This window comes from Arthrobacter sp. P1_B3 (genome assembly GCF_056406615.1).
On sequence record NZ_JBFTZV010000015.1, the window covers coordinates 90,512 to 114,582 of the forward strand.

The 24,071-nt window shown below is 66.9% G+C and carries 20 protein-coding genes; 10 read left to right on the forward strand and 10 right to left on the reverse strand.

What is annotated here, in order from left to right:
- Nucleotides 1–43: 43 nt before the first annotated feature.
- Entirely contained in the window at nt 44–1,315 is a 1,272-nt protein-coding gene (locus tag AC1D2F_RS15780) for an alpha-hydroxy acid oxidase (protein WP_364747715.1), read from the reverse strand.
- Nucleotides 1,316–1,446: 131 nt separating this feature from the next.
- Here AC1D2F_RS15780 and AC1D2F_RS15785 point away from each other — a divergent pair, with 131 nt between their 5' ends.
- Nucleotides 1,447–3,075, forward strand: coding sequence for a PucR family transcriptional regulator (locus tag AC1D2F_RS15785; protein ID WP_364747713.1), 1,629 nt, complete (start codon nt 1,447–1,449; stop codon nt 3,073–3,075).
- 119 nt (nt 3,076–3,194) lie between these two features.
- Here AC1D2F_RS15785 and AC1D2F_RS15790 read toward each other — a convergent pair whose 3' ends face one another.
- From AC1D2F_RS15790 to AC1D2F_RS15805, 4 genes are all read right to left on the reverse strand, one after another.
- Nucleotides 3,195–3,800, reverse strand: a complete 606-nt coding sequence (locus AC1D2F_RS15790; protein ID WP_476967135.1) for a class I SAM-dependent methyltransferase — start codon at nt 3,798–3,800, stop codon at nt 3,195–3,197.
- A 24-nt stretch (nt 3,801–3,824) separates the two neighbouring features.
- The gene (locus AC1D2F_RS15795) at nt 3,825–5,183 is read right to left on the reverse strand and encodes a diacylglycerol/lipid kinase family protein (protein ID WP_476967136.1); all 1,359 of its coding nucleotides are present in this window, start codon (nt 5,181–5,183) and stop codon (nt 3,825–3,827) included.
- A 171-nt stretch (nt 5,184–5,354) separates the two neighbouring features.
- A complete protein-coding gene (locus AC1D2F_RS15800; RefSeq protein ID WP_229993881.1) occupies nt 5,355–5,690 on the reverse strand; it encodes a cupin domain-containing protein in 336 nt (111 codons plus the stop codon).
- A 125-nt stretch (nt 5,691–5,815) separates the two neighbouring features.
- Entirely contained in the window at nt 5,816–6,133 is a 318-nt protein-coding gene (locus tag AC1D2F_RS15805) for an acylphosphatase (protein ID WP_229993880.1), read from the reverse strand.
- Between the two features lie 226 nt (nt 6,134–6,359).
- Here AC1D2F_RS15805 and AC1D2F_RS15810 point away from each other — a divergent pair, with 226 nt between their 5' ends.
- Complete coding sequence (locus AC1D2F_RS15810) at nt 6,360–6,623, forward strand: YegP family protein (RefSeq protein ID WP_476967137.1); 264 nt, start codon at nt 6,360–6,362, stop codon at nt 6,621–6,623.
- Between the two features lie 61 nt (nt 6,624–6,684).
- Here AC1D2F_RS15810 and AC1D2F_RS15815 read toward each other — a convergent pair whose 3' ends face one another.
- Both AC1D2F_RS15815 and AC1D2F_RS15820 read right to left on the reverse strand, forming a co-directional pair.
- On the reverse strand, nt 6,685–7,566 hold the full coding sequence (locus AC1D2F_RS15815) for a hypothetical protein (protein WP_476967138.1): 882 nt from the start codon (nt 7,564–7,566) through the stop codon (nt 6,685–6,687).
- A gap of 39 nt (nt 7,567–7,605) precedes the next feature.
- Nucleotides 7,606–8,352, reverse strand: coding sequence for a hypothetical protein (locus tag AC1D2F_RS15820; RefSeq protein ID WP_476967139.1), 747 nt, complete (start codon nt 8,350–8,352; stop codon nt 7,606–7,608).
- A gap of 222 nt (nt 8,353–8,574) precedes the next feature.
- Between AC1D2F_RS15820 and AC1D2F_RS15825 the strand changes: the two genes are divergently transcribed.
- Entirely contained in the window at nt 8,575–9,816 is a 1,242-nt protein-coding gene (locus AC1D2F_RS15825; protein WP_476967140.1) for a mechanosensitive ion channel family protein, read from the forward strand.
- Nucleotides 9,817–9,966: 150 nt separating this feature from the next.
- Nucleotides 9,967–11,820, forward strand: coding sequence for a glycoside hydrolase family 13 protein (locus AC1D2F_RS15830; RefSeq protein WP_476967141.1), 1,854 nt, complete (start codon nt 9,967–9,969; stop codon nt 11,818–11,820).
- Nucleotides 11,821–12,327: 507 nt separating this feature from the next.
- On the opposite strand, the gene AC1D2F_RS15835 is transcribed toward AC1D2F_RS15830, so the two are convergent.
- The gene (locus tag AC1D2F_RS15835) at nt 12,328–13,239 is read right to left on the reverse strand and encodes a pullulanase X25 domain-containing protein (protein ID WP_229993874.1); all 912 of its coding nucleotides are present in this window, start codon (nt 13,237–13,239) and stop codon (nt 12,328–12,330) included.
- A 276-nt stretch (nt 13,240–13,515) separates the two neighbouring features.
- On the opposite strand from AC1D2F_RS15835, the gene AC1D2F_RS15840 reads away from it, so the two are divergent.
- Nucleotides 13,516–14,343 carry a CPBP family intramembrane glutamic endopeptidase gene (locus tag AC1D2F_RS15840; protein WP_364747696.1) on the forward strand — a complete coding sequence of 276 codons (828 nt, stop codon included), beginning with the start codon at nt 13,516–13,518 and terminating at the stop codon, nt 14,341–14,343.
- Nucleotides 14,344–14,352: 9 nt separating this feature from the next.
- Nucleotides 14,353–14,970 (forward strand): hypothetical protein, encoded by a 618-nt coding sequence (locus tag AC1D2F_RS15845; protein ID WP_229995958.1) that lies wholly within the window; start codon nt 14,353–14,355, stop codon nt 14,968–14,970.
- Between the two features lie 48 nt (nt 14,971–15,018).
- Here AC1D2F_RS15845 and AC1D2F_RS15850 read toward each other — a convergent pair whose 3' ends face one another.
- Nucleotides 15,019–16,752 (reverse strand): SulP family inorganic anion transporter, encoded by a 1,734-nt coding sequence (locus AC1D2F_RS15850; protein WP_476967142.1) that lies wholly within the window; start codon nt 16,750–16,752, stop codon nt 15,019–15,021.
- Between the two features lie 172 nt (nt 16,753–16,924).
- On the opposite strand from AC1D2F_RS15850, the gene AC1D2F_RS15855 reads away from it, so the two are divergent.
- Nucleotides 16,925–17,899: an aldo/keto reductase gene (locus AC1D2F_RS15855; protein ID WP_476967143.1), complete on the forward strand. Its 975-nt coding sequence runs from the start codon at nt 16,925–16,927 to the stop codon at nt 17,897–17,899.
- A 119-nt stretch (nt 17,900–18,018) separates the two neighbouring features.
- On the forward strand, nt 18,019–19,206 hold the full coding sequence (locus AC1D2F_RS15860) for an IS30 family transposase (RefSeq protein WP_476967144.1): 1,188 nt from the start codon (nt 18,019–18,021) through the stop codon (nt 19,204–19,206).
- Between the two features lie 73 nt (nt 19,207–19,279).
- Here the strand turns inward: AC1D2F_RS15860 and AC1D2F_RS15865 are convergent, their stop codons facing one another.
- Nucleotides 19,280–20,341: an adenosine deaminase gene (locus AC1D2F_RS15865; RefSeq protein ID WP_229995961.1), complete on the reverse strand. Its 1,062-nt coding sequence runs from the start codon at nt 20,339–20,341 to the stop codon at nt 19,280–19,282.
- 48 nt (nt 20,342–20,389) lie between these two features.
- Here AC1D2F_RS15865 and AC1D2F_RS15870 point away from each other — a divergent pair, with 48 nt between their 5' ends.
- Nucleotides 20,390–23,008 (forward strand): excinuclease ABC subunit UvrA, encoded by a 2,619-nt coding sequence (locus AC1D2F_RS15870; RefSeq protein WP_476967145.1) that lies wholly within the window; start codon nt 20,390–20,392, stop codon nt 23,006–23,008.
- A gap of 307 nt (nt 23,009–23,315) precedes the next feature.
- Nucleotides 23,316–23,969, forward strand: coding sequence for a transglycosylase family protein (locus AC1D2F_RS15875; RefSeq protein WP_476967151.1), 654 nt, complete (start codon nt 23,316–23,318; stop codon nt 23,967–23,969).
- Nucleotides 23,970–24,071: the final 102 nt, after the last annotated feature.

Genomic DNA, 24,071 nt, shown 5'->3' on the forward strand with positions numbered 1-24,071 from the left:
AACGCTGCGGGAGGGCACTGCATGGCTGCTTGTTCAGAACTCATCAAATCGTGTTGCCCGACGCTGTATTTTCAAGGATTTCTCCAGAGCGACGGATGTCCCGCAGAATTTCCCCGCCTCGTGCTTTCAACTCGGAAATGCTGGAAACGCCTACCAACGTCATCGTACGCCGCAGTTCGTCCCCGAAGATCTCAATGATGCGCCCGACGCCCGGCGATCCGGCCGCCACCAACCCGTACAGGTAGGCCCGGCCGATCGAGCAGGCGTCGGCACCCAACGCCAACGCTTTGAGGATGTCGCTGCCCCGGCGGATGCCGGAGTCCACGTAGATCTCGATCGAGTCGCCCACCCGCTGCCGCGATTCCTGGAGGACATCCATGGGGCTCAGCATGTGGTCGAGTTGGCGTCCGCCATGGTTGCTCAGCTGGACGGCGTCCAGGCCAATACGGGAGGCCTTTGCCACGTCGGCAGGGTTGACGCAGCCCTTGAGCACGATCTTGCCGTGCCAAGCCTGACGCAAGGCTTCCAGTTCCTTCCATCCGCTCGTCGCATCCGAGTGGCCAAGAATGTGCTGCCACATGGACGGGGTGACCACGGAGGTGGCTGCGGCACTGCGCGGATCCAGATTGGGAAAACTGATTCCGTCCGACTTCAGGAAATTGATCCACCACGAGGGACGGCGGGCGATGTCCGCGATGGTTGAAAGCGTTAGAGCGGGGGGCGCGGTGAAGCCGTTGTGGAGGTCCCTCTCCCTCGAACCCAGAGCTCGTGTATCGACTCCGATAATCAGGGTGGTGAATCCGGCGGCCTCGCAACGGGCAAGTTTGTCCTTCAGCGCCTGGGCGTCGGAGGTGAGCCCAAAATTGAACCAGCGGTCAAGGGTCGGGTGGTGCTCTGCGATCGTTTCCATGGCCACGGTGCTCAGTCCGGCCAGCCCGTAGGGGATGCGGGCCCGGTCGGCGGCAGCCGCGACGGCGAGCTCGCCCTCAGGGTGGAACAGCCGGGTGGCCCCGGTGGGGGTCAACGTGAGCGGCAGCGCGCTTTCTTTTCCGAGCAGGGTGGTCGTCGTGTCGGGTCCGGACACCGGGCCCCAGCTGGGCATGAGGGCCCACGCGTCGAAGACGGCTCGATTGCGGCGGAGCGTCACTTCGTCTTCAGATCCGCCGTCGAGGTAGTCGAAAATCCCTGCCGGCAGGACCTTGCGCGCCGATTGCCGGTATTCCTCGACATTGAAAGCGTTGGCCAGCACCCGGCGTCGGCGGGATATCACCGGGGCTTTGACCTGGATGAGCTGCTTGGCTTCGCTGATTTTCAATGACGGCCTTCCGTTTTGCTGTCCTACGTTATGGTTCAGCGTAGGAAATGAAACTCCGCACCACTATGGAGTTATCGACAAATTGAGGGGGCCGTCATTAGTAGCGAATGCCAAACAGATGCGGTGTCCCCGTGACGACGCCGGCTGTGGAAACGCACGCCCTGCCCACGTTGGCCGACGTCGCCCGCTCGGCGGGTTCTGAAATTCTCAGCCTGGTGGAAATGCCGCCCGATGACCGGCAGATCGTCGCCGGCTCTGTTCTCTACGACTCGACGGCCCGGCCCACCAAGTTCCCGGGCGCCGTGGCCCTGGCCATCGGTTTGTCCCTTTCCGGGAAACGTCTGGGCGCGAAAGTGCGGGAGCTCAGCGACGCCGGCTACGTGGCGATCGTTTACAAATCCAACGGCACCTCGGACGAAGTGTTGCGGGCATCCGCCCGGGACAACGGGATGGCGCTTTTCCGGGCCTCCGACTCGGTGCCGTGGAACCAGCTCGCGGAGATCATGGATGCCGCAGTCGTCCCGCACCGGCAATCGGGACGGACCCTGGTGGACATCCGGCCCGGCGACCTGTTCGACCTCGCCAACACGGTGGCGGCCCAAGCCGGCGGTGCCATCGCGATCGCCGATCCCGAGCAGACGATCCTGGCGTATTCGACCCTCCCGGACCAACCCATTGACGAGACGCGCAGGAGTTCCATCCTGAGTCTGCAGGTACCGCATTCCATGGAAACGGATAACGACTACCGTCGCGTCCATGCCGCCACAGACGCCCTGGACGTGGTGACGCAGGATCCCCTGCTCCGGCGCACGGCCATCGCGATCCGGGCCGGCGACTCAGTTCTGGGCTCGCTCTGGCTCCTCGAACGGGCGGACCACCACAACGAGGACGCCAACCGGATCCTGCGGGAAGCCGCCAACGTGGCCGCGCTCCACATCCTGCACAAACGGACCACCTACGTCTCGAACCTCACGCGCCAGATAGACCTGGTCCAGCCGCTGCTGTTCGATCCGAAACGCGCCGAACTGGCGGCCATCAGGCTTGGGATCTCGGCGCCGTCGATCCGTGTTGCGGCCCTGGGCGTCTGGCCGTCCGATGCCATCGCAGCCGAAACGCTGCAGTCCCGCCTCCGGCTCTTCGATACCATCCGGACCGCCTGCGCCATCCGGCTGCCCTCGGCCGTTTGCGGGCTCTCGGACAACATCGTCTACATCGTCCTGCCGCAAACCACCGAATCGTCACGCCAATTCCAACGCGCCGCGATTCTGAAAATTGTGCAGAATGCGCGCCGGCTTCTCTCGCGCCCGGTCCTGGCGGCGCTGGGCGGCTCAGCGACGATCGACCGTTTGGAGGAGTCCAGGGTCAACGCGGAACTGGTCCTGTCCGAGCTTGTACGCAACGTCGCGGAAGGGCGCATAGCCGCCGATTCCGATGACATCGTGGCCGACGACGACTCCCTCGGCTCGCGTCTGCAGCTGCGCCACGTCGTCTCGTCGCTGACGGCCGCCGGCCAGCTGCCCGGGGCGCATGCCCTCAGTATCGCGGCGTACGACGAACAGCATAAGAAATCCTTCGAGGAAACCATCTACGCCTACCTGAGCTGCGGCGGAAACGCGATCGACGCCGCCAAGTCGCTGGACGTGCACGTCAACACGGTCCGCTACCGCTTGTCCCGGGTGGAGCCGCTCTTCGGCATAGACCTCGACGACGCCGAAACGCGCCTGCTCGTGTGGCTGCAGTTATGGGCAAGACACAACTAGTGGCTGGCTCACACGGTTCAGGCTAGATCTGCCCCGGAAAACCGCGGATCCCCTCCTTGCCCGGGCATCAAAGTCTGCCTTCCGTGACGTCCGCCCGCCGGCAGCTCACGCCCGGCCGCTCACGCCTTCCGGGCGATCACATCGAATATATGCCAGTGCTTGGGCCCGCGGAACGATTGACCGTCGTCGTCGAACACCTCAAACTTCAGGATCTTCAGTCCGGCAAAGAGCCCCCGGGCGTCGGCTTCGGTGTGGAAGTTCCACTCGGGAATGACGGCCCAGGAGTCCCGGTCCCCAAACAGGTTCACGGCAATGACGCCGTCTGGCAGAAGCGCCCCCAGCAGCATCCGCCAGACATGGCCGAAGTTCGCCGGATGGACGAACGGCAGCGAATAGCTGGCCAGGACGAGCCCCGCCTCCGGGAGCCGCGGAAGGTCCTCGAACGGGCTGAGCTCAATCTCCAACTGTTCGGCGAGCGCGGCGGGAACGGTCGCGAGCAGCCGGTCCCGGGTGTCCGGCAGCGAATCGACGGCGAGGACCCGCCAGCCGCCGTCGAGCAGCGCCAAGGTTTCCTTGCCCGCGCCGCAGCCCAGATCAATGGCCCGGCGCCCGTTGCCCGGACCGGCGAAGGCCATCGCGTCAAGGCACAACTGGCGCACGGAACGCGTCGACTGGGCGGCGTTGTAGTCCGTCCACACCTTGCTGTCCGCGGGGCTGTCCAACACGGTCACTCGCCTGGGGAGGCTCGGTCACTCGCCGGCGGACGCCGGTGCAGACGGCGCAGTCGGGTGCCGCCCCCATGCCAACTCACGGAGCCGGACCAGGTCCAGGGAGGGCTGGGCCGGCGGGACGCCTGGACGGTTCCGCGGAACCAGTACCCGCAGCGCGCGGGGTTCGATGCTGCATCGCACCGGCGTGCTCATCAGCAGGGCCTCCCCGTCCACACCGACGGGGATCTCGGGCACGTCGGCGTCGACCACCACCTCCGCCGCCGCGACTTGGATCAGGCCGCGCTTCGTGGCACGGCGCAGCAGGCCCACCGCTTCGCGGGTGCTGGCGGCGGAGAGCGCCACCGCGCCGAGAACGCCGCGGTCGAGCCGGGTTCGGCGGCCCAGGCCGGCCAGGTCGTTGCTGCCGTACGGACCGTTACTCACCAGCACCGCCTGCGGGCCGTCCACGGTTGCGCCGTCCATCTGGGCTCGAAGTCGCGCACCCTTAGCGCCCCTGATCAGGTCCGGAAGCATCTCCAGCACGGTACCGGCCTTGTCGTCGCGGTACTCCGGGCTCTGCACCACCTCGGCGTACACGCCGAAAGATGAGTTGTTGACGAAGGTGCGGCCGTTGATCTTGCCGAGGTCAACGTGAAGCTCCACGCCGTCCCGGAGGGCGTCCAGGCAGCCCGTCGGGTCCTCCCGGTCCAGCCCGAGATCCAGGGCGAAATGGTTGCGGGTGCCGGCGCTAATCACCAGGAACGGAAGGTTGTGCTCGGCCGCGATGCCGGCCACCAGCGCCTGGGTCCCGTCCCCACCGGCGACGCCGAGCAGGTCGGCCCCGCGCTCCACCGCCTGCCGGGCCAGCGCATCGACATCCACCTGTCCCGGACCTTCAAGAAGTGCCACCTCCGCACCGAGTTCCTCGGCCTTGCGCTGGAGATCGAACTTCACCACCTTGCCCCCGCCGGAACGCGGATTCATCACCAGGAAGGCATGCCGCCAGGTGGGAGCGGGGTACTCAGCCATGGCCTTGCCCTCGCCCCTTTCCCGGAGGGCGGCGCGGGCACAGACCACCGCAACAGACGCCAGTCCAACCGAGAGCATCATCTCCCACAGCAGGCCCGCCCGGATGTGTAGGACCACGAGCACCAGCGGGGCCAGTACCGCGAGCGCCAACGCACACCAGCGCAGGAAACCGCGGCTGATGAGGAACCAGTAGATCGCAGCCACAGTCACCAACACGGCGCCGGCATCGATCATGACCAGCGCAATGGTGCCTGCCAAACCCGCAGCCGCCAACGGGACAGCCACCGCGAGGAGGACCGCGACGTAAGCCGCCCTCGCCCACCAGCGCCGGGTTTCCGGGACCTCCTCGATGGACGGTATGACGGTCATGTCGCGCCCCCGATCTGCGTTACCACGACGGCGGTCATCGTCCCGGCCCCTGCCGTGCGCTCCCTTTCATGCAAGGGCGCAGATGTCTGATCTCTCTGGCATCCCTGGAATTCACTTTCGGCCTCTCCTTCGTCTCGAATGGCTGCGGGCCACCCGGATTGGGCGGGCGGTTCAGGTCCTGATCTTGGCCACCGTCATCAAGATCGCAGAGTCTTCCTCGGCTTCCAGGCTGTGCAGCCCCTCCGGCACAATCAGCAGATCGCCGGTTTTGCCCTGCCAGGATTCGTTGCCGGCCCGCAGGCGCACACAGCCGCGGAGCACAAACACCGTCGCCTCCCCGGGGTTCTGGTGCTCGCTCAGCTGTGTCCCGGCCCTGAACGCCATGACGGTCTGGCGCAGAACTTTCTCGTGCCCGCCGAACACCGTGTCGGCGGCCCGTCCGCTCCCTGCAGCGAGGGCAGCCGCGACCTGCTGCCTGGCCAGGGCATCGATCGATATTTTCTGCATGGGCACACCGTACTCGCCTCAGGCCGCGCTGCCGAGGGTCCTTCGCCCCGGGCTCGGGTTACCGTTCCCGGGTCAGGGGAGCTCGGGCCGGCGGAGTGCAGCTGCAGCCCAGCACATCTGGAGCCCTAGTACGCCACGTCGAATCCGCCGAACTCTCCCGTCGCCGCCGAGAGCGATTCTTCGACGTCCTCCACCCGGCCGGGCGCCTCGGGCGAGCGCAGCCAGCGACGCAGCTCCAGCACCACGGACTGCGGCCCCTCGGCCACAATGCCCACGGAGCCGTCGTAGTTGTTCCGGACCGTGCCGCTGAGCCCAAGCTCCTCGGCCTTCCGGACCGTCCAGTACCGGAACCCGACGGCCTGCACCACACCGGACACCCGCGCGTTCAGCCGCACGGGCTCGCCGGAATCGGCCGGAAACTGCACAGGGTGTTTGTCAGTCATGCTCCCAATGTAGCGCCCGCCACCGCCCCTGGTTTGGGTCATGCGGGGTTTGGTCCCGCAGGCTAAGTCTCTTCGCCCAGACACCAAGGGACCTTTGCCCCTTTCCGGGCGGCCGACGTTCGCGAAAGGCTGTTCCAGCACTGCAACAGCTTGTCGAAGACCCGGCAACAGCACACCGAAGTGCCTTACCCTCCCGGCAGCCACCGCTGCCCGAAAGGACAAGACAATGGCTGGACAATTCGAAATCTTCACGGACGGGGAATCCAACGTCCGGTTCCGTCTCATAGCCGCCGACGGGACCGTGTTGGCCATTTCCACAGCATTCGACGACAAACGCCAGGCGGCGAACGCGATCATGGCCGTGCGCGAGTGCGCCGGCACCGGGCTGATCCGGGAGGTCCGCAGCACCCCGTCGGCCGGGCAGCGCGGCACCAGGAACACGTCGCCGGCACCGACAGCCCGCCGACACCGGCACCTGCCCGCTGTCTAGCGACGTTGGCAGCGCGCCGTGCCCGCACCGCAGCCGGCCGCCAAGAAGTGTCCGGCCGCACCTACTTCGCCGGTTCCGTGCCCGTCCCCTCGGCGGCGGGACGGAGCGATGTGATCATCTTCCGGACGTCCTGGTACTCCGCCGTGGCGGCATAGAGCTTCGCCTTCTCCAGATACGGCAGCCCGGGGTCCCCCGGCGTCGTGTTCTTCGCCGGGTCGTAGGCCTGGCCGAACAGCGCACCGCTGGGCGGCCAGAGGAAAAGCTGGAACATCGGACACGCCAGGGGTCCGGTCTCCTCCGGCATCATGGTGATGCCGTACGACGCGTAGGTGGGCGGCGAAGCTTCCGGTGCCGCGGCATCACCGCGGCCCTCGAAGACGTAACGCGGCCCATTCTGGTCCGCCGCACCGGGTTCGGCGAGGGCCTGCATCGGCTCCGAATCGATGAGCAGGTACGGCTGCTGCTCGCTGCATTCGGCGCCCGTGACCACATTCGTGCGCAGCGCGGCCATCTGCTTCCCGGCGGCGTTCACCACGTCTACGAACTCTCCGCCCAGCGGCGCCTCCCCCGCCGGGTCCCGGATCACCCATGTGGCCGGGTAGTCGAAACTCAGCGTCCCGTCCGACGTCGTGAACGTCTTCCACCCGGACGACGACGGCGGGCCCACCGCCGCCGGTGAGGTTGCCGGCGTCGTGGTCCCCGGAGCCGTTCCCGGTGTTGTTTCCGGCGGCGTGGTTCCCTGCGTTCCCTGCGGGGAATTTCCCGACCCCGCGTTTCCCGACTCCGCGTTTCCCGGCTGAGTGTCTCCCGCATGCGGGCCGCCGGACGTTGCATCCGGCGCCGGCGCAACGCCGGATGTCGCGGGCGGCACTACCGGCGAGCCGCAGCCGGCCAGCAGCAGCGCTGCGAGGACCAGCGCCGGGCGAAACGGAGCCGGAAACACTGTGCGTCGCCGCTGCCTCACCATCAGTCCGGGCCGGCCCTACTGCCCCGCCGGGCGCAGCGAGGTGATCATCTTCCTGATGTCCTTGTATTCGGAGGTCTCCAGGTACGCCTCCGGGGTGTCGACAAAAGGCTCGTTGCCCGGACTGGTGTCGAAGGGGTTGTAGACGCCTCCGAACGACGCTCCGCTGGGCGGCCAGGTGAAGAAATGGAAGATCGGACAGGCATCTGGCCCGGACGGCTTCGGTGCCGAGCTGATGCCGTAGGCCATGACATTGGCCTTCATGGGGTCCTTCTCTGCCGGATACAGGCGCAACTCAAAGATGAAGTGCGGCTCAACCCCTTGCTGGACCAAAGCCGGAACGGGCACCAGATCGAGCACCGAGTAGGGGATCCGCTGCGTGCATTCCGAGCCCGTGACCACATTGGTCCGCAGCGTGGCCAGCGACTTGCCGTCCGCGGTGAGGACCTCCAGGAACACCCCGCCGGGCGCGGCCTCGGCGCCGCGGTCCTTGACGGTCCACTCGGCCGGGCGGTCGAACTCCAGCTGCCCGTCGGATGTCTTGACGGTTTTCCAGTCCTCTGCCGTCGGCGCGGGCGTGGCCGGCGTCGACGGCGCCTCCGTCGGCGGAACATCAGTTGCGCCGGGCGCGGACGTCAGCGGGGGCACAGAGGGCATCGACGGCGACGTCGGGCCCGGGCCCGCGGGGCCGCCGCAGGCGCCGAGCAGTGCCGCAACCAAGAAACCGGCCGATGCTGCCGTGCCGAACGCCGAGAGTCGACGCATGTCACCCTCCCCCTGGGATTCAAGTGGTTCGACCATTGTGGAGCGTCTGGACGCCAAAGCAAGGGCCAAAAGTCCCGAGTTGGCGGCCGGAGGGTGCCATAACCCGCCGCTGCGTGCCATGCCCGCCACCTTCTGTAGCGGCGTTCTGTAGCGGCGTGATCGGACACACGTTGACATCCTTCCGATTTCAATTGCCCACGGAAGCTTGCTAGAGCTTAACTAATGCAAGAGCTCCTGACACAAGCAATGCCGTTCCTGGCCATGGCCCTCGCCGTGGTTGCCGGGCTCGTCCTGTCCTGGCTGGTTCGCAAGATTGTGCTCCGGCTCAACCGCAGCAAGCCCGAACTGCGCGAGACGTCCCGCGTGGCCCGGCTGCCGTTGCGCTTGTCGCTGTGCCTGATCGCCGTCAGGATCGCGCTGGCCACAAGCACCGGGGACTTTGAATGGCGCCACGGCCTGGACCATCTGCTGCTGATTGCGCTCATCGCGTCCCTGGCCTGGCTGGCCGTCGCCATGCTGCTCATCATCGAGGCGATGGTCCTGACCCGGTACCGGGTGGATGTCGCGGACAACCGCCGCGCCCGGCGGCTGCGCACCCAGGTGATCCTGGCCCGGCGGATCGGCGTCGCACTGATCGTGGTGGTGGCCCTGGGCAGCATGATGCTGACGTTCCCCGCGATCCAGGCCCTCGGCGCAGGGCTCCTTGCCTCCGCGGGCGTGATCTCGATTGTGGCCGGCCTCGCCGCGCAGACCTCCCTGGTGAACGTCTTCGCCGGCATCCAGCTCGCCTTCACGGACGCGATCCGGGTGGACGATGTGGTGGTCGTCCAGAAGGAATGGGGCCGGATCGAGGAGATAACCCTGACCTACGTGGTGGTCCACATCTGGGACGACCGCCGGCTGATCCTGCCATCGACGTATTTCACCACCACCCCGTTCGAGAACTGGACCCGGCGGCAGTCCGAGGTCATGGGCACCGTGGAGTTCGACCTCGACTGGCGCGCTCCTGTCGAGGCGATGCGCGGCGAGCTGAAGAAGGTCCTGGCCGAGACCCCGTTGTGGGACAAGCGGGTGGGGATCCTGCAGATCACGGACGCCACCGCCGGCTTTGTCCGGGTGCGCATCCTGGTCAGCGCCGCGGACAGCGCCTCCCTGTTCGACCTCCGCTGCCTGATCCGTGAGGAACTGGTGCTGTTCCTGCAGCAGGACCACCCGACGGCGCTCCCCCACGTGCGCCTGGAATCGCTGCCGTCGGCGGTGGGATCCGCCGCGTTCGACGCCGGGACGGAATCCAAGCGACCGGGCAAGGATGCTGCCACTGGCGAGCACCCCCGGCACGCAGACCCCCAAGACTCCCAGCTGTTCACCGGGTCCATCGAGGCGATCCAGCGCTCCAAAGCCTTCTCCGGTCCCGGCGAAGACGTCTTCGAGGACCGCGATAACGCCATCGCCTCGCAGAACTAGCCAAGTCCGGACTGTCCGGCCGGACGACTTCGGCCGGACAGCAGGACCGGGCAGGTCTTCCCACCCCTCTCCAACTGGTCAATAATCAGACGTTGGCGGGTCAGCAACGCGCTGTCCCGATAGCCTGCAGGACCAGCTGAGGAGTCCCCCATGACGGTCGAACAAGCCCCCGCGGAAACACCAAAGGCGACTGCCCGCGACTGGTTCCAACGCGCCGTCGTCTATCAGATCTATCCGCGCAGCTTTGCCGATTCGAATGGCGATGGCATCGGCGACCTCCGCGGCATCATCAGCAAGCTGGACTACCTGCAGCGGCTGGGGGTCGACGTCGTGTGGCTCTCCCCGATCTACACCTCGCCGCAGGACGACAACGGCTATGACATCAGCGACTACCGCAATGTCGATCCGCTCTTCGGCACTCTCGAGGAGCTCCGGGAACTGACCGACGGGCTGCACGCGCGCGGCATGAAGCTGGTGATGGACCTGGTGGTCAACCACACCTCGGATGAACACCCCTGGTTCGTGGAGTCCCGGTCCTCGAAGGAGAACCCGAAGCGCGACTGGTACTGGTGGCGGCCACCCCGGGAGGTGGACGCCCGGGCCTCCCAACGACGCGCGGCCGCCGCCGCGGAGCCGAACAACTGGGGCTCGGCGTTCTCCGGGCCCGCGTGGGAGTTCGATCAGGCCACCGGGGAGTACTACCTGCACATTTTCTCGAAGAAGCAGCCGGACCTGAATTGGGAGAATCCCGAGGTCCGCGCGGCGGTTTACGAGATGATGAACTGGTGGCTGGACCGGGGCGTGGACGGCTTCCGGATGGATGTCATCAACTTCATCTCCAAGGACATTTCGCTCCCGGACGGGCCCGTCGCGGACGGCAAGCTCTTTGGCGACGGCAGCCCGTTCTACATCGACGGCCCGCGCATGCACGAATTCCTGCAGGAGATGCACCGGGAAGTCTTCGCCAGCCGAACTGGCGGGTTGCTCACCGTCGGCGAAATGCCCGGCGTGACCGTGGAGGACGCCGTCCTGTACACCGACCCCGCCCGGGCCGAGGTGGACATGGTGTTCCAGTTCGAGCACGTGGCGCTGGACCAGGAGGAGGGCGACAAATGGCGGCCCAAGAAGCTCCTGCTCACCGAGCTGAAGCAGACCCTGGGACGCTGGCAGGAAGGCCTGGCCGAGACCGGCTGGAACAGCCTGTACTGGGGCAACCACGACCAGGCCCGCGCCGTGTCCCGCTTCGGCGACGACGGGAAGTACCGCGAGCACTCAGCCAAGATGCTGGCCGGCATCCTGCACCTGCACCGGGGCACGCCCTACGTCTACCAGGGCGAGGAACTGGGCATGACCAACATGACGTTCGGCGCGATCAGCGATTACCGCGACATCGAGGTCCTCAACCACCACCGCGAAGCCACCACCCATCTGGGCCACACCGACGCCGAGGTCCTCGCCGCGCTCGCGCCGCTGAACCGGGACAACGCGCGGACCCCGGTCCAGTGGGACGCCTCCCGGCACGCCGGGTTTACCACCGGCGCTCCCTGGATCGCGGTGAACCCGAATGCCAACCACATCAACGCCGCCGCCCAGATGGATGATCCGGACTCGGTCTACAGCTTCTACCGCAAGGTGATAGCGCTGCGGCATGCGGAGCCGGTGGTCTCGCACGGGGACTTCACCATGCTCCTGCCCGATGACCCGCACGTCTACGCCTTCACCCGGGCCCTGGCTGGTTCCGGTTCAGCTGGTTCCCCCGGCAGCCCCGCAGACGGCACGCAGATTCTGGTTCTGGGCAACTTCTCCGGCGAAGAGCGCGACGCCCAGCTCGGGGACCAGACCTGGCATGACGCGGAGCTGGTCTTGGGCAACTACCCCTCCGACGCCGGCGCTGCCGCGCGGGACGGCGGTTCAGCCGCGAGTGCCGTGCGCAGCTCTGCCGCGGGCGCGATGCGCCTGAGGCCCTGGGAACTGCTGGTCTTGCGCCGGCGCAGCGGCGCGTGATTGCCGTATCCGGAACGCCAGCTAAGAAAGGAAGCCAGACATGACTATTCCCCCGACGCCCGAACCCGATCCGTTTCCGCCGGAACCGGGCCCCACGACGCCGCCGCCGGAACCCGGGGACCCGTTCCCGCCGGAACCTGGCCCGGTCACGCCACCACCGGTTCCGGGGCCTGAGCCGGTCCCCGGGCCCGCGCCCACACCGTCACCGGCACCGGGTCCGTTCCCGACGCCCAATCCCCTCCCGATTCCGGATCCCGGCCCGGTGCCGCCGCGGCCGGACCCGACCCGGTTCTAGCAGCCGTCAAGCAGGACCAGCGGTGGCCCGTGGCCGGCACGCTGGTAGCGGATTCGCAGGCCCGCAAGCTCGACGGTGGCCATGAGGCAATGCTAGGTCCGGCGGGCTCAGGATGCGCAAATCCGCCCGCGACGCGCAAATGACCCTGCGTCACCCGAATTCGGGTGTCGCAGGGTCATTTGCGCGTCGGCAGGATGATTGGCGGTCGGTGCCTATCGCAGGACGATGTCCCGGGTGCGGTGATCGTACTGAATGACCAGGAGGCCGCCGCCGTGGTGGACCTCGTGGTTGGGCCCGTCGAAGACGCCGAACGCACCATAGTTTTCGTCCCAGGAGCGGTTCAGGGCGATCTTGAAGGTGTAGAAGCCGGCCGGAATGTCCGCGGCGATCTTCCAGAGCTGGTCCGCCTGGTCCAGTTCCATCTGGGCTTCGTCATACTGCGGTGCCCAGTTGGCGGGCGCGCCGATCAGGACGTTGAAGTCACCGGCAACCGCGACGGCTTCCGGCTGCTCGATGGTTTCGACGCTGACGGCCGGGGCTGCCGCTGCCGCGGTTTCTGCCGTAGCTTCTGCTGACTGTGCCTTCGCAGCGGGCTTGCGCTTCCGCACCGCCTTGGCCACCGGCGCCACAACTTCCTCGACGATCTTGGCGGCCTTGCCGGCAACCTTGCCGGCTTTCGACGGCGCTTCCTCGGCCTTGGCGGCCGGCGTTGCCGCTGTCTTTGCTGCCTTCGCCGGCTTCGCCGGCTTTGCCACGGGAGCAGACGGCAGCGGGGTGCCCGCCGGAACCGGAGTGCCGGCGTCGAGCGCTGAAGCGAAGGCGGCAGGCTCGGCGAAAGCGACCGTGGCGCGCTGGCCGTCGTCGGTGATGGACCAGCCGGAGCGGCCCTTGACCAGCCAGCCGGCCTTGACCAGCTTGGCCGTGGCGGTGGTCAGCGTCTTGTGGCCGCGGGGAATGCCGCCGCTGAGAAGTTCGGACTCCTGGTCGTTGAGGGGTACCCGTGCGATTGCCTCGCCCAGTACGGCTCCGGCGTTCGGCTTCGCGCCAGTCCACGCCTCCTCTGACAGGACATCCAGCACGGCCTTGAGCCGAAGGTTGGTGTTTTCCGCGGTGTTCGCGCCCATGGGTCTCCTTTAGAAGCAATTGATCCACCTGCATTTTGCCAAGGAAATGATGGTTTTTGCGAGCGGATCCGGTTAACTCTGTGTGTCGTGACCCACTATGACAGGGCCGAGCGGAGCGCGCGAGTTACCAACTCACCGCTACCCGCGAGTAGCCTGGCGCCGGAGTACTCTTGGCCGCCATGCCCGTTTCGGCAGTGCTGGATTCGGCAGATCTGGATTCGGGGCGCCCGCGAGCGGACAATGAGCCGTATTCGTCCCTGTTCCTCAGGAGCCGTCATGCCTCGTTTCAAGGTCTGGCTGCAGCGCCACCGCCTCCCGGCGTTCTTTGTCCTGGCCTTCGCGATTTCGTGGTGCTCCTGGCCGCTCTATGCGGCAGGCCTAATGCCGCAGTTCGAGTTCCTGCCGGTCGGTCCACTCGTGGCGGCACTGATCATCATTGGGCTCGCCGAGGGCAGAGCTGGCTTCCGGGTGTGGGCCCGGCGGCTGATCAGGTGGCGGGTGGGCTGGGCCTGGTACGCCGTGGCGCTCCTCCTCCCGGCAATGCTGGCGCTGCTCACCGGATTCGCGAACATGGCCCTCGGCGCCGCGGCTCCCGGGCTGGCAGAGGTGACGTGGTCGGGGCTCCTGGCTGTTTTTGCCGTACGCCTGGTCAATCCGATGGACGGCCCCCTAGGAGAGGAACCGGGGTTCCGCGGCTATGCCGTGCCCCTGCTCCAGGCCAGGTGGACTCCGCTGCGGTCCGCGGCACTCCTCGGCGTTGTGGTGTCTCTCTGGCACCTTCCGCTGGTCCTGTTCGGGCAGCTCAGCCTGATCGGGCTGCCCACCACCTTCGCCATCACTTTCCTCTACGTGTGGCTGTTCAACCGCACCGGCGGCAGCGTGCTGCTCACATTCCTCTTCCACAACAGCCAGGGCACCTTCACCGTGGGTTCCTTCGGTTTCTCCGGTGCCGAGGCTGACCGGGCGGAACTGATCTACTTCGCCGTGGTGGTCCTTGCAGTCCTCACCACCGTTCTCCTGGACCGGGGTGCCTGGCGCGCGGCGCCTGCCTCCGCCATCGACTCAGTGCTGCTCCGTTCCGGATCAGATCCAATCCACCGCTAAGGAGGGACCATGTCCTCACCCCTGCCGTCCCATGCCGGGCCCATTGCCCTGGCAGCCGGCCTGGCCTTCGCCGCCGAGGACGTCTGGCGCCTGCTCGCGGCCGACCACAGCCTCGAGCGAATAGAAATGATGCGCCAGACTCCGTTCCAGCTGTCCAACGCGTTCTACTTTGTGGTCTTCATCGGGCTGATGCTCGCCTTGGTGTCCGTCTACATGAGGTACGCGGACAGCGCCGGTGCCCTCGGCGCCGTCGGATTCTGCGGAGCCCTCATCGGCACCATGGATATGGCGGGCAACATGTGGTTCGACGGGTTTGCCGGTCCGTGGATTGCCGAAACTGCGCCCGGCGCCATCCTCGCCGGCGGGTCCGGCATGCTGGTCATCGGCGCACTCTCCAGTTACGTGCTGTTTGCGCTCGGCTGGATTATCTTCGGCCTAGTGGGCTGGCGGACGCACATGTTCCCGGCGTGGGCCGGCGCGGCGTTCGTCGTCGCCGGGGCCCTGGGATTCAACGTGGGCCTGCCACCGTACGGGATTCCCATCGGACTGGCGATGGCCGCGCTGGGCTGGTGGATCACCCGCAGCGCCCGCGTGCCGGCCGAGCAGCGCCAGGACGCCCGCTCCTAGGCACCCGCTACTACGTCGACGTCCAGGACCGTGGTGCCCACGTAATTCTCACTCCTCGGCGCTCCACTGAGCCCCGGTCTTGGCCATGTAGGCAGCTACCGCTGCTTCGGTGGTGGGATAGAAATGCTCCGGCTCGATTTCGCGGGTCAGTCCGTAGCGTTCGATCTTGTCCCGGGTCCGGTGCTTGAGCTCGGCGAACACCAGGGAGATACCCTGGGCGTTCAGCTCGACATCCAGATCGAGCAAGACGTCTGCGGCGGTGGTATCCACGTCCGTGATCGGTTCGGCCGCGATGATGATCCACTGCAGTTTGGGTTCTGTCCGTGCCAAGTGCCGGATGTTGTCGCGGAACGGCCTGACGTTGGCGAAGAACAACGGAGCGTCCCACCGGTAGATCACCAGGCCGGGCAGGTGCTTCGCGTCCGGGTGGACGTTGACGTCATGAAACCCCTCATAGCCGGGCACCCGCCCGATCACGGTCTCGTATGGCCACCACGCCCGGCGGAAGATGTTCAGGATGGACAGCCCCACCGCAATGCCGATGCCGGGCAGAACGCCCAGCAACGCCACTCCGAGGAAGGCGGCCAGGGACAGGTAGAACTCGGTTCGTCTCTGGTGCAAGAGACGCAACGTTCCAGGAATATCGGCGAGGGAAACAGCCGCCGTCATCACCACGGCCGCCAGAGCCGGCTGTGGCAGGTTCCGGAACAGCCCCGGCAGCAGCACGAGCATGAGCAGGATCAGCACGGCACCCGTCACCCCCGTGAGCTGGGTCTTCGAGCCGGAACGTTCGGCGACGGCGGTCCGGGAGCCGCTGGTGCTGACCGGGAAGCCTTGGAAGAGACCAGCGGCCAGGTTGGCGGCACCGATCCCGATCATCTCGTGGTTGCCACGGATTTCCTGGCCGGAGCGCGCGGCGAACGATGTCGCCGTCGAGATGGTGTCCGTCAAGGACACCAACGCAATACCCAGGGCCCCGGCGAACATCAGTCCGAGGTCCGCGAAGTCCACCTGCGGGATGGTGAACGGCGGGAAGCCCTGCGGGAGTTCCCCGACCAGCGAGACGCCCTTGGCTGCGAGGTCGAACACCGCCGCCGCCGCGATGGCGAGGACCACCATGACCAGCACCGCAGGGACCTTGGGCAGCCACCGTTGCAGAGCCAGTATCAGCACGATTCCGCTAATACCGACGGCCGCGGCGGCGATCACCGTCTCGCCGTTGGCCACGCCCTGGACGAAGCCGACGAGGTCACCGAGGAAACTTTCACTGTCCACCTTGAAGCCGAAGAGCTTGGGCAACTGGCCCACCAGGATGGTGATGGCGAGGCCGTTCATGTAGCCGATCATGGTCGGTTTGGAGATGAGGTCGGCAATGAAGCCGAGCTTGGCCACGGACGCGAGGACCATGATGGCGCCGACCATGAGGGCCAGCATTGACGCGAGCGCGATCGCCTTCTGCGGGTCGCCGTCGGACGCGACGAGCGGCAGGACCGTCGCGGCGATCATGGGCCCGAGCGCAGAATCCGGTCCCAACACGAGAATGCGGGACGGACCGAACACCGCATAGGCGAGCAGGCAGAGGATGCTGGTGTACAGCCCGGTGATCGGGGGCAGCCCTGCCAGCTCGGCGTAGGCCATGCCCTGGGGAACCAACAACGTCGTCAGGACGACACCGGAAATGATGTCCTTGCCAAACCAGTCCTTCTGATACGTCGCGGCGACATCGAGTCCGGGCATAGAGCGGCGCAGCCAGCCCTTGCGCGGCTCCCGAGTCTTCGTCATATCTGCACTTTGCCGCGCGGTCGCCGCCCGGCGCATCCTCCTGCAAGGGTGAGCCGGGCTTCCGTTGTGTCCCCGGACGGATAGGCCTAGAGTGGCCATCGGCCAACTGCGTCCCGCCCCGGTGCACGAGGCGGCGGAGGCCGCTCCCACCTTTCTGATCGAGGAGATACCTATGAAAACCCGCACGCTCGGTTCGCTCACCGTCTCCGCCCTGGGTTTGGGCTGCATGGGCATGAGCGAGTTTTACGGCCACGGCGAGGAAACCGAATCCATCGCCACCATACAGGCCTTTCTCGACGCCGGCGGAAGCCTGCTCGACACGGCTGACATGTACGGCCCGTTCACCAACGAGACGCTTGTCGGCCGGGCCATCGCGGGCCGGCGCGACGACGTCGTCCTGGCCACCAAATTCGGCAACGAACGCCGGCCCGACGGATCCTGGGTGGGAATCAACGGCTCCCCCGACTACGTGCACGCCGCCTGCGATGCAAGCCTGCAGCGGCTGGGCGTGGACCACATCGACCTGTACTACCAGCACCGGGTGGACAAGACCGTCCCCATCGAGGAAACCGTCGGGGCCATGGCTGAGCTGGTACAGGCCGGGAAAGTCCGGCACCTTGGCCTGTCCGAGGCCAGCGCCGACACCGTGCGCCGGGCCCACGCGGTGCACCCCATCACGGCCCTGCAGACCGAATACTCGCTGTGGGAGCGCGAGCCGGAGACCAAAGTCTTCCCGGTCCTCGCGGAACTGGGCATCGGCTTTGTCCCCTACAGTCCGCTGGGCCGTGGCTTCCTGACCGGCCAGTTCCGCAGCCTGGAAGATTTCCCGGCGGACGATTTCCGCCGGCACTCCCCGCGCTTCCAGGGCGAGAACTTTGCCCGCAACCTGCAGCTCGTGGGTCGGGTCACGGAGTTGGCGGACGCGAAGGGCTGCACCCCGGCGCAACTGGCACTGGCGTGGCTGCTGGCCCAGGGCGAGCACATCGTTCCCATCCCTGGCACCAAGAAGCGCGACCGCCTGCGGGAGAACCTGGGCGCTGCCGAAGTCGAACTCTCCGCCGAGGACCTCAACCGTCTGGACGAACTCGCTCCGGCCGGGGCGGCAGCCGGAGCGCGGTACCCGCACATGGACTCGATCGACGTCTAAGCCGCCCACCGGGGGTCACCCAGACCCCCAACGCTGCGCTGTTGCCCTATCAGTTATGGTTCCCAACCGCCCGGCAAATTCATATGGTCGTAGCAACGCTCTGATTGATGGAGCGTTTGATGGTCAATGTGTTTTCCCTGGATGCGCGCACTGAGTTCTTTGATCTGGTGTGCTCGGGGATGTCGATTCTTGCTGCCGCCCGGTGTGTCGGGGCCACGCATGGGACCGGGAGGAACTGGTGGGCCCAGTCTGGCCAGATGATGACTGTGGACATGGGACCCGTCGGGGGTCTTTCGGATCCGGCCCCTTTCCCGGAGGGGCCGGGCGGGCGGGCGTTGAACCTGGCTGAGCGGGGGATGATCCAGATGGGCCGGCGCAGCGGGCTCRGTTACGCCAGGATTGGCGAGGCGATCGGCCGGGACAAGTCGGTGGTCTGGCGCGAGGTGAACCGGAACACCGGGGCGGACGGGGTGTATTACGCCTCGGTGGCCCATACGAAGGGCCATCAGGCCCGGCGCCGGCCCAAGCCGCTGAGACTGGTCGAGGACGAGGCGCTTTGCCGGCTGATCGGGGTGTGGATGGATGAGGGGTGGAGCCCGAAACTGATCTCATCGATGTTGGCGTTTTACTTCGCCGGTGATCAGACTATGCAGGTGAGCCACGAGACGATCTACCGGGCGTTATACGTTCAGACCCGCGGAGCTCTGCGCGCGGATCTGGCCGAAAAGCTCAGCCTGAAGCGGAAGCAACGCGTTCCCCACACCGCGGACCGGCACAAGAACAGCCCCTACAAGGAGGCGTTCAAGATCAGTGAGCGCCCGGCCGAGGCCCGGGACCGGGCCGTCCCGGGACACTGGGAAGGGGACCTCATCATCGGCTGCGACGGGACCGCGATCGGCACCCTGGTGGAACGCTCGACCCGGTTCACGATCCTTCTCCACCTGCCCGGGGACCACACCGCGGACACCGTCGCTGCCGCGATGATCCGGGAGCTGGGCAACCTCCCGGACCACCTGCGGCGCTCGATCACCTGGGACCGCGGCACCGAACTCGCCGACTACGCCCGGATCCAGACCGCACTCGACACCACGCTCTACTTCTGCGACCCGCACTCACCCTGGCAGCGCGGGTCCAACGAGAACACCAACCGGCTCCTGAGATTCTGGTTCGAGAAAGGCTCGGACCTCTCGGTCCACACCCCGGAGGATCTCCGCCAGGTCGCCGCAAAACTCAACCGCCGACCCCGGCCCACCCTCAACCTGCAGACCCCAGCCAACCGGCTGAACCAGCTGCTACACGCAGCCTGAACCCCACGCGTTGCTCCCACTGATTGACTTTGCCCCCGTTTTAGCGACCATAAGTGATAGGGCAACTGTGATTTTAGTGCCCCGACGCGGCGAGTTCGGCCAGGAGCTCGGCCTTGCGTTCCTCGCTCGCGAAGGACGAACGGATCGAGTTCGCGGCCATCCGGACACAGTCGAACTCGGACAGGCCAATCACCGATTGCAGCTGCGCGAAGTTGTCGTCCACATACCCGCCGAAATACGCGGGATCATCCGAGTTCACGCACACGTTCAGCCCCGCCGCGAGCATCGCCGGCAGCGGGTGCTCAGCCAGGGTGTCCACCGCCCGGAGCCGGACGTTGGACAGCGGGCACACGGTCAGCGGCATGAGCTCGTCCACCAGCCGTTCCACGAGTTCCGGGTCTTCCATGCACCGGATGCCGTGGTCAATCCGCTCCACTTCGAGGATGTCCAGCGCGTCAATGATGTACGACGGCGGGCCCTCCTCGCCGGCGTGCGCGATCCGGTGCAGCCCGGCGTCCTTGGCCCTGGCGAAGAGCCGCTCAAACTTGGCCGGCGGGTTGCCCACCTCGGCGGAATCGAGCCCGATTCCGGCGATCGGAGCGTCCATGGCAAGCAGCTGCTCCAGCACCTCAAGGGCGGATTCCTCGGTGAGGTCGCGCAGGAAGGCCGCGATCAGGAGGGTGGAGATGCCGAACTCTTCCCGTGAGCCGGCCAGTACCGAGGCCACGCCGTTGACGCACGTCTCCAGGGATACCCCGCGGGACAGATGGGCCTGCGGGTCCAGCATGATCTCGGCATGCCTGACCCCGGCGAGCGCCGCCCGGGCCAGGTAGGCCCGGGTCATGTCGGCGAAGTCCTGCTCCGTCTGCAGCACGGCCATATTGGCGTAGTACAGGTCCAGGAAGGACTGCAGGTCCGTGAACTCGTAGCGCGAGCGCAGCTCCTCCAGGTCCTTATAGGGCAGTTCGATCCCGTTGCGTTCCGCCAGCGCGAAGATCAGCTCCGGTTCCAGGGTTCCTTCAATATGCAGGTGCAGTTCGGCGACCGGGAGCGGGAGGGGTTCGCCGGCTTCCGGTTCTTCCGATTCTTCCGGCTCTTCCGCTGTCAACTGGGCCTCGCCGTCGTACGTTTCCATCCGGTAAGGATATGCCCGCCCGCTGGCATCACCGATAGAGTCGAACCAATGCAAAGTAAACAGCATGCTTCCGATTTGCCGCGCCCGACCGATCGGGATGTAGTTCACGATCTGGCTCCCGGCAATCCGACGGACGGTTTTGTCCGGGTTCGCGGTGCCCGTGAGAACAACCTGCGCAACGTGGATGTGGACGTGCCCCGCGATGCGATCGTCGCCTTCACCGGCGTTTCCGGCTCCGGCAAGTCCTCCCTTGCCTTCGGCACCATCTATGCCGAGGCGCAGCGCCGCTACTTCGAATCCGTGGCCCCCTACGCCCGCCGGCTCATCCAGCAGGGGCACAACCCCAAGGTGGAAATGATCACCGGGCTGCCGCCCGCCGTCGCGCTCCAGCAGCGCCGCGGGACGCCGAGTTCGCGTTCCACGGTGGGCACGCTCACCACGCTGTCCAACTCGCTGCGCATGCTTTTCTCCCGCGCCGGCAGCTATCCCGACGGCGCCGGCCCGCTGGACTCGGACGCGTTTTCCCCGAACACGGCCGCCGGCGCCTGCCCGGCGTGCCACGGCCTGGGGATCGCGCACACCGTCACCGAGTCCTCCCTGGTGCCGGACACCTCGCTAAGCATCCGCGACGGCGCCATCGCCGCCTGGCCCGGGGCGTGGCAGGGCAAAAACCTGCGCGACATTTTGACCCACCTGGGCCACGACGTCGATACCCCCTGGCGGAAGCTGCCGAGAAAAGATCGCGACTGGATCCTGTTCACTGAGGAACAGCCTGTGGTGGAAGTGACGCCCCAGCGCGACCGCGTCGCCAAGCCGTACAAGGGCCGGTTCTGGAGCGCCAAGAGTTACGTGCTGCATACGCTCGCCGATTCCAAGAGCACCACCATGCGCGACCGCGTGCTGCGCTTTATGGAGACCGGACCCTGCCCGGTGTGCGGCGGCAGCGGCCTGACCCCGGCCGCCCTCGCCGTCACCTTCGCCGGGCGCACCATCGCGGACCTCAATGCCGTCCCCCTGACGGAACTGGCCGAGATTATCCGCCCCACCACCGAGCTCACGGAGGCCGGGACCGCCTCCCGCAAGCAGTCCTCCGGCGAGGGCAACGAGGTGGCCGTCGCCATCACCCGGGACCTGCTGCAGCGCGTCACCGTGCTGCTGGATCTAGGCCTGGGCTACCTCGCGCTGGGCCGGTCCACTCCTACACTCTCCCCCGGCGAAATGCAGCGGCTCCGGATCGCCACCCAGCTCCGCTCCGGCCTGTTTGGTGTGATCTACGTGCTGGACGAGCCCTCCGCCGGCCTGCACCCCGCCGACGCCGAGCCGCTCCTTGCGGTCCTGGACCAGCTCAAGTCCTCCGGCAATTCGGTGTTCGTGGTGGAGCACAACATGGACATCGTCCGCCGCGCGGACTGGCTGGTGGATGTGGGTCCCCGCGCCGGTGAAGGCGGCGGCGAAGTGCTCTACAGCGGGCCCGTGGCCGGCCTCGCCGAGGTGGACGCGTCCGTCACCCGGCCGTTCCTGTTCCCGAACGGTTCAGCCGGCCCTGCCGGAAAGTCTGCCGTCATGACGGACGACGGCGGCGGTTCTGCCGCCAGCGGCCCCCGCCGGGATGCCGCCGGCTGGTTGGAGCTGCGCGACATCAGCCGGCACAACCTGCGCGAACTCGACGCCGACTTCCCGCTGGGCGTGCTGACCGCAGTCACCGGCGTCTCCGGCTCCGGCAAGTCCACGCTGGTCAGCCAGGTCCTGGCCGAGGTGGTCGGTGCCCGGCTGCACCCGGAATCCGGCGCCGAGGCGAGCCCGCCTGTTGAGGACCTGGAGTCCCAGGCCGGCGAGTCCACGGGCCCGCTCAGTGTGGGACCCGTGTCCGGGCTGGACCAGCTGGACCGGCTCGTCAAGGTGGACCAGAAGCCGATCGGCCGAACCCCTCGCTCCAACCTCGCCACGTACACCGGACTCTTCGATGCGGTCCGCAAGGAATTCGCGGCCACGGACCAGGCCAAGGCGCGGGGCTTCGGCGCAGGGCGCTTTTCCTTCAACGTTGCCGGCGGCCGCTGCGAGACCTGCCAGGGTGAGGGCTTCGTCGCCGTCGAACTGCTGTTCCTGCCCGGCAGCTACGGCCCCTGCCCGGAGTGCCAGGGCTCGCGCTACAACCCGGAAACCCTGGAGGTGACGTACAAGGGCAAGAACGTGGCAGAAGTTCTCGGCCTGACGGTCAATGCCGCCGCAGAGTTCCTCGGAGGAGTGCCGGCAGCGGCGCGCAGCCTGCAAACGCTGCGCGAAGTGGGCCTGGGCTATCTTCGCCTCGGCCAGCCGGCCACCGAGCTCTCCGGCGGCGAGGCCCAGCGCATCAAACTCGCCACCGAACTGCAGCGTGCCCAGCGGGGCCACTCCCTCTATCTGCTGGACGAGCCCACCACCGGGCTGCACCCGGCCGACGTCCAGCTCCTCATGGCCCAGCTGCACCGGCTCGTGGACGCAGGCAACACCGTCATTGTGGTGGAACACGACATGGATGTGGTGGCCGCAGCGGACTGGGTGATCGACCTCGGCCCGGCAGGAGGCGACGCCGGCGGCCAGATCATCGCCATCGGGACCCCCGCCGCCGTCGCGAGGTCCACAGACAGCCGGACCGCTCCGTACCTGGCCACGATGCTCGGCGACTGATCTACGCCATTGTGTCCGCAAGCATCCGTTACGAGGCAGCGAGCGGCGATATCGGCCCCGACGCGATGGGTTACCACGCGATAGTAACGGCAAAAACAGCAAAAATAACGTCTTGATAACGGAAGGGGGCTGGCTTAGCCTAGTGTGCATGCCCGGCAACCGGGTATTGCATGCCCGGTGCTACCACCACCAGATACTGCCCGACCGGTAGACACCGCAAATGACCTCTATTGTCAGGGGCGGGCAGTGGTGCGACAACGTCCGGGGACGGACCGAGCGCTGGTGGCCCTCAGGAGCATCTGAAATCATGAAGAAATCAACCTATGGCACTGCCGCGCGCCGCGGCATCACCCTGGCGGCTGTTTCCATCGCAGGCGTCGCGCTGTCCGCTTCCGCCGCTAACGCGGCCGTCCCGGCCACAGCCCCCGCCTCCACCTGGGACTCGCTGGCTCAATGCGAAAGTGGCGGGAACTGGGCCACCAACACAGGAAACGGCTACTCGGGCGGGCTGCAATTCAGCGCCAGCACGTGGGCGGCCCATGGCGGCACGGGGTCCGCGGCGAACGCCAGCCGTGAACAGCAGATCGCCGTCGCCCAGAGAGTGCAGGCCAGCCAGGGGTGGGGCGCGTGGCCAGCCTGCGCCGCGAAACTGGGCCTGCGCGGCGGCGCCGCGGCTCCACAGAGCGCAACCACATCACGACAGCCCGCCGCGGTTCCCGCCACGGCCAAGGTGCCTGCCCGGCAGGCGGCCCCCAGGGCAACCGTCCCGGCACCCCGCCATGTTGCACCGGTATCCGTCAGTGGCCAGACATACACCATCCGGAGCGGCGAAACCCTGAGCACAATCGCCGAGAAGCTCAACATCGCCGGAGGCTGGCACTCGCTGGCCGACGCGAACACGGCGACCATCAGCAACCCCAACCTGGTGTTCCCGGGCCAGGTGCTGCAGCTTCCCGGATAGGGCTACACCGTTAAACAACGACGCCGGAGCGCTCCCTCGAGGGGTCGCTCCGGCGTCGTGCTGTAATCGGGTCGCGCTGTAATCGGTGAGCCCTGCGGCCTT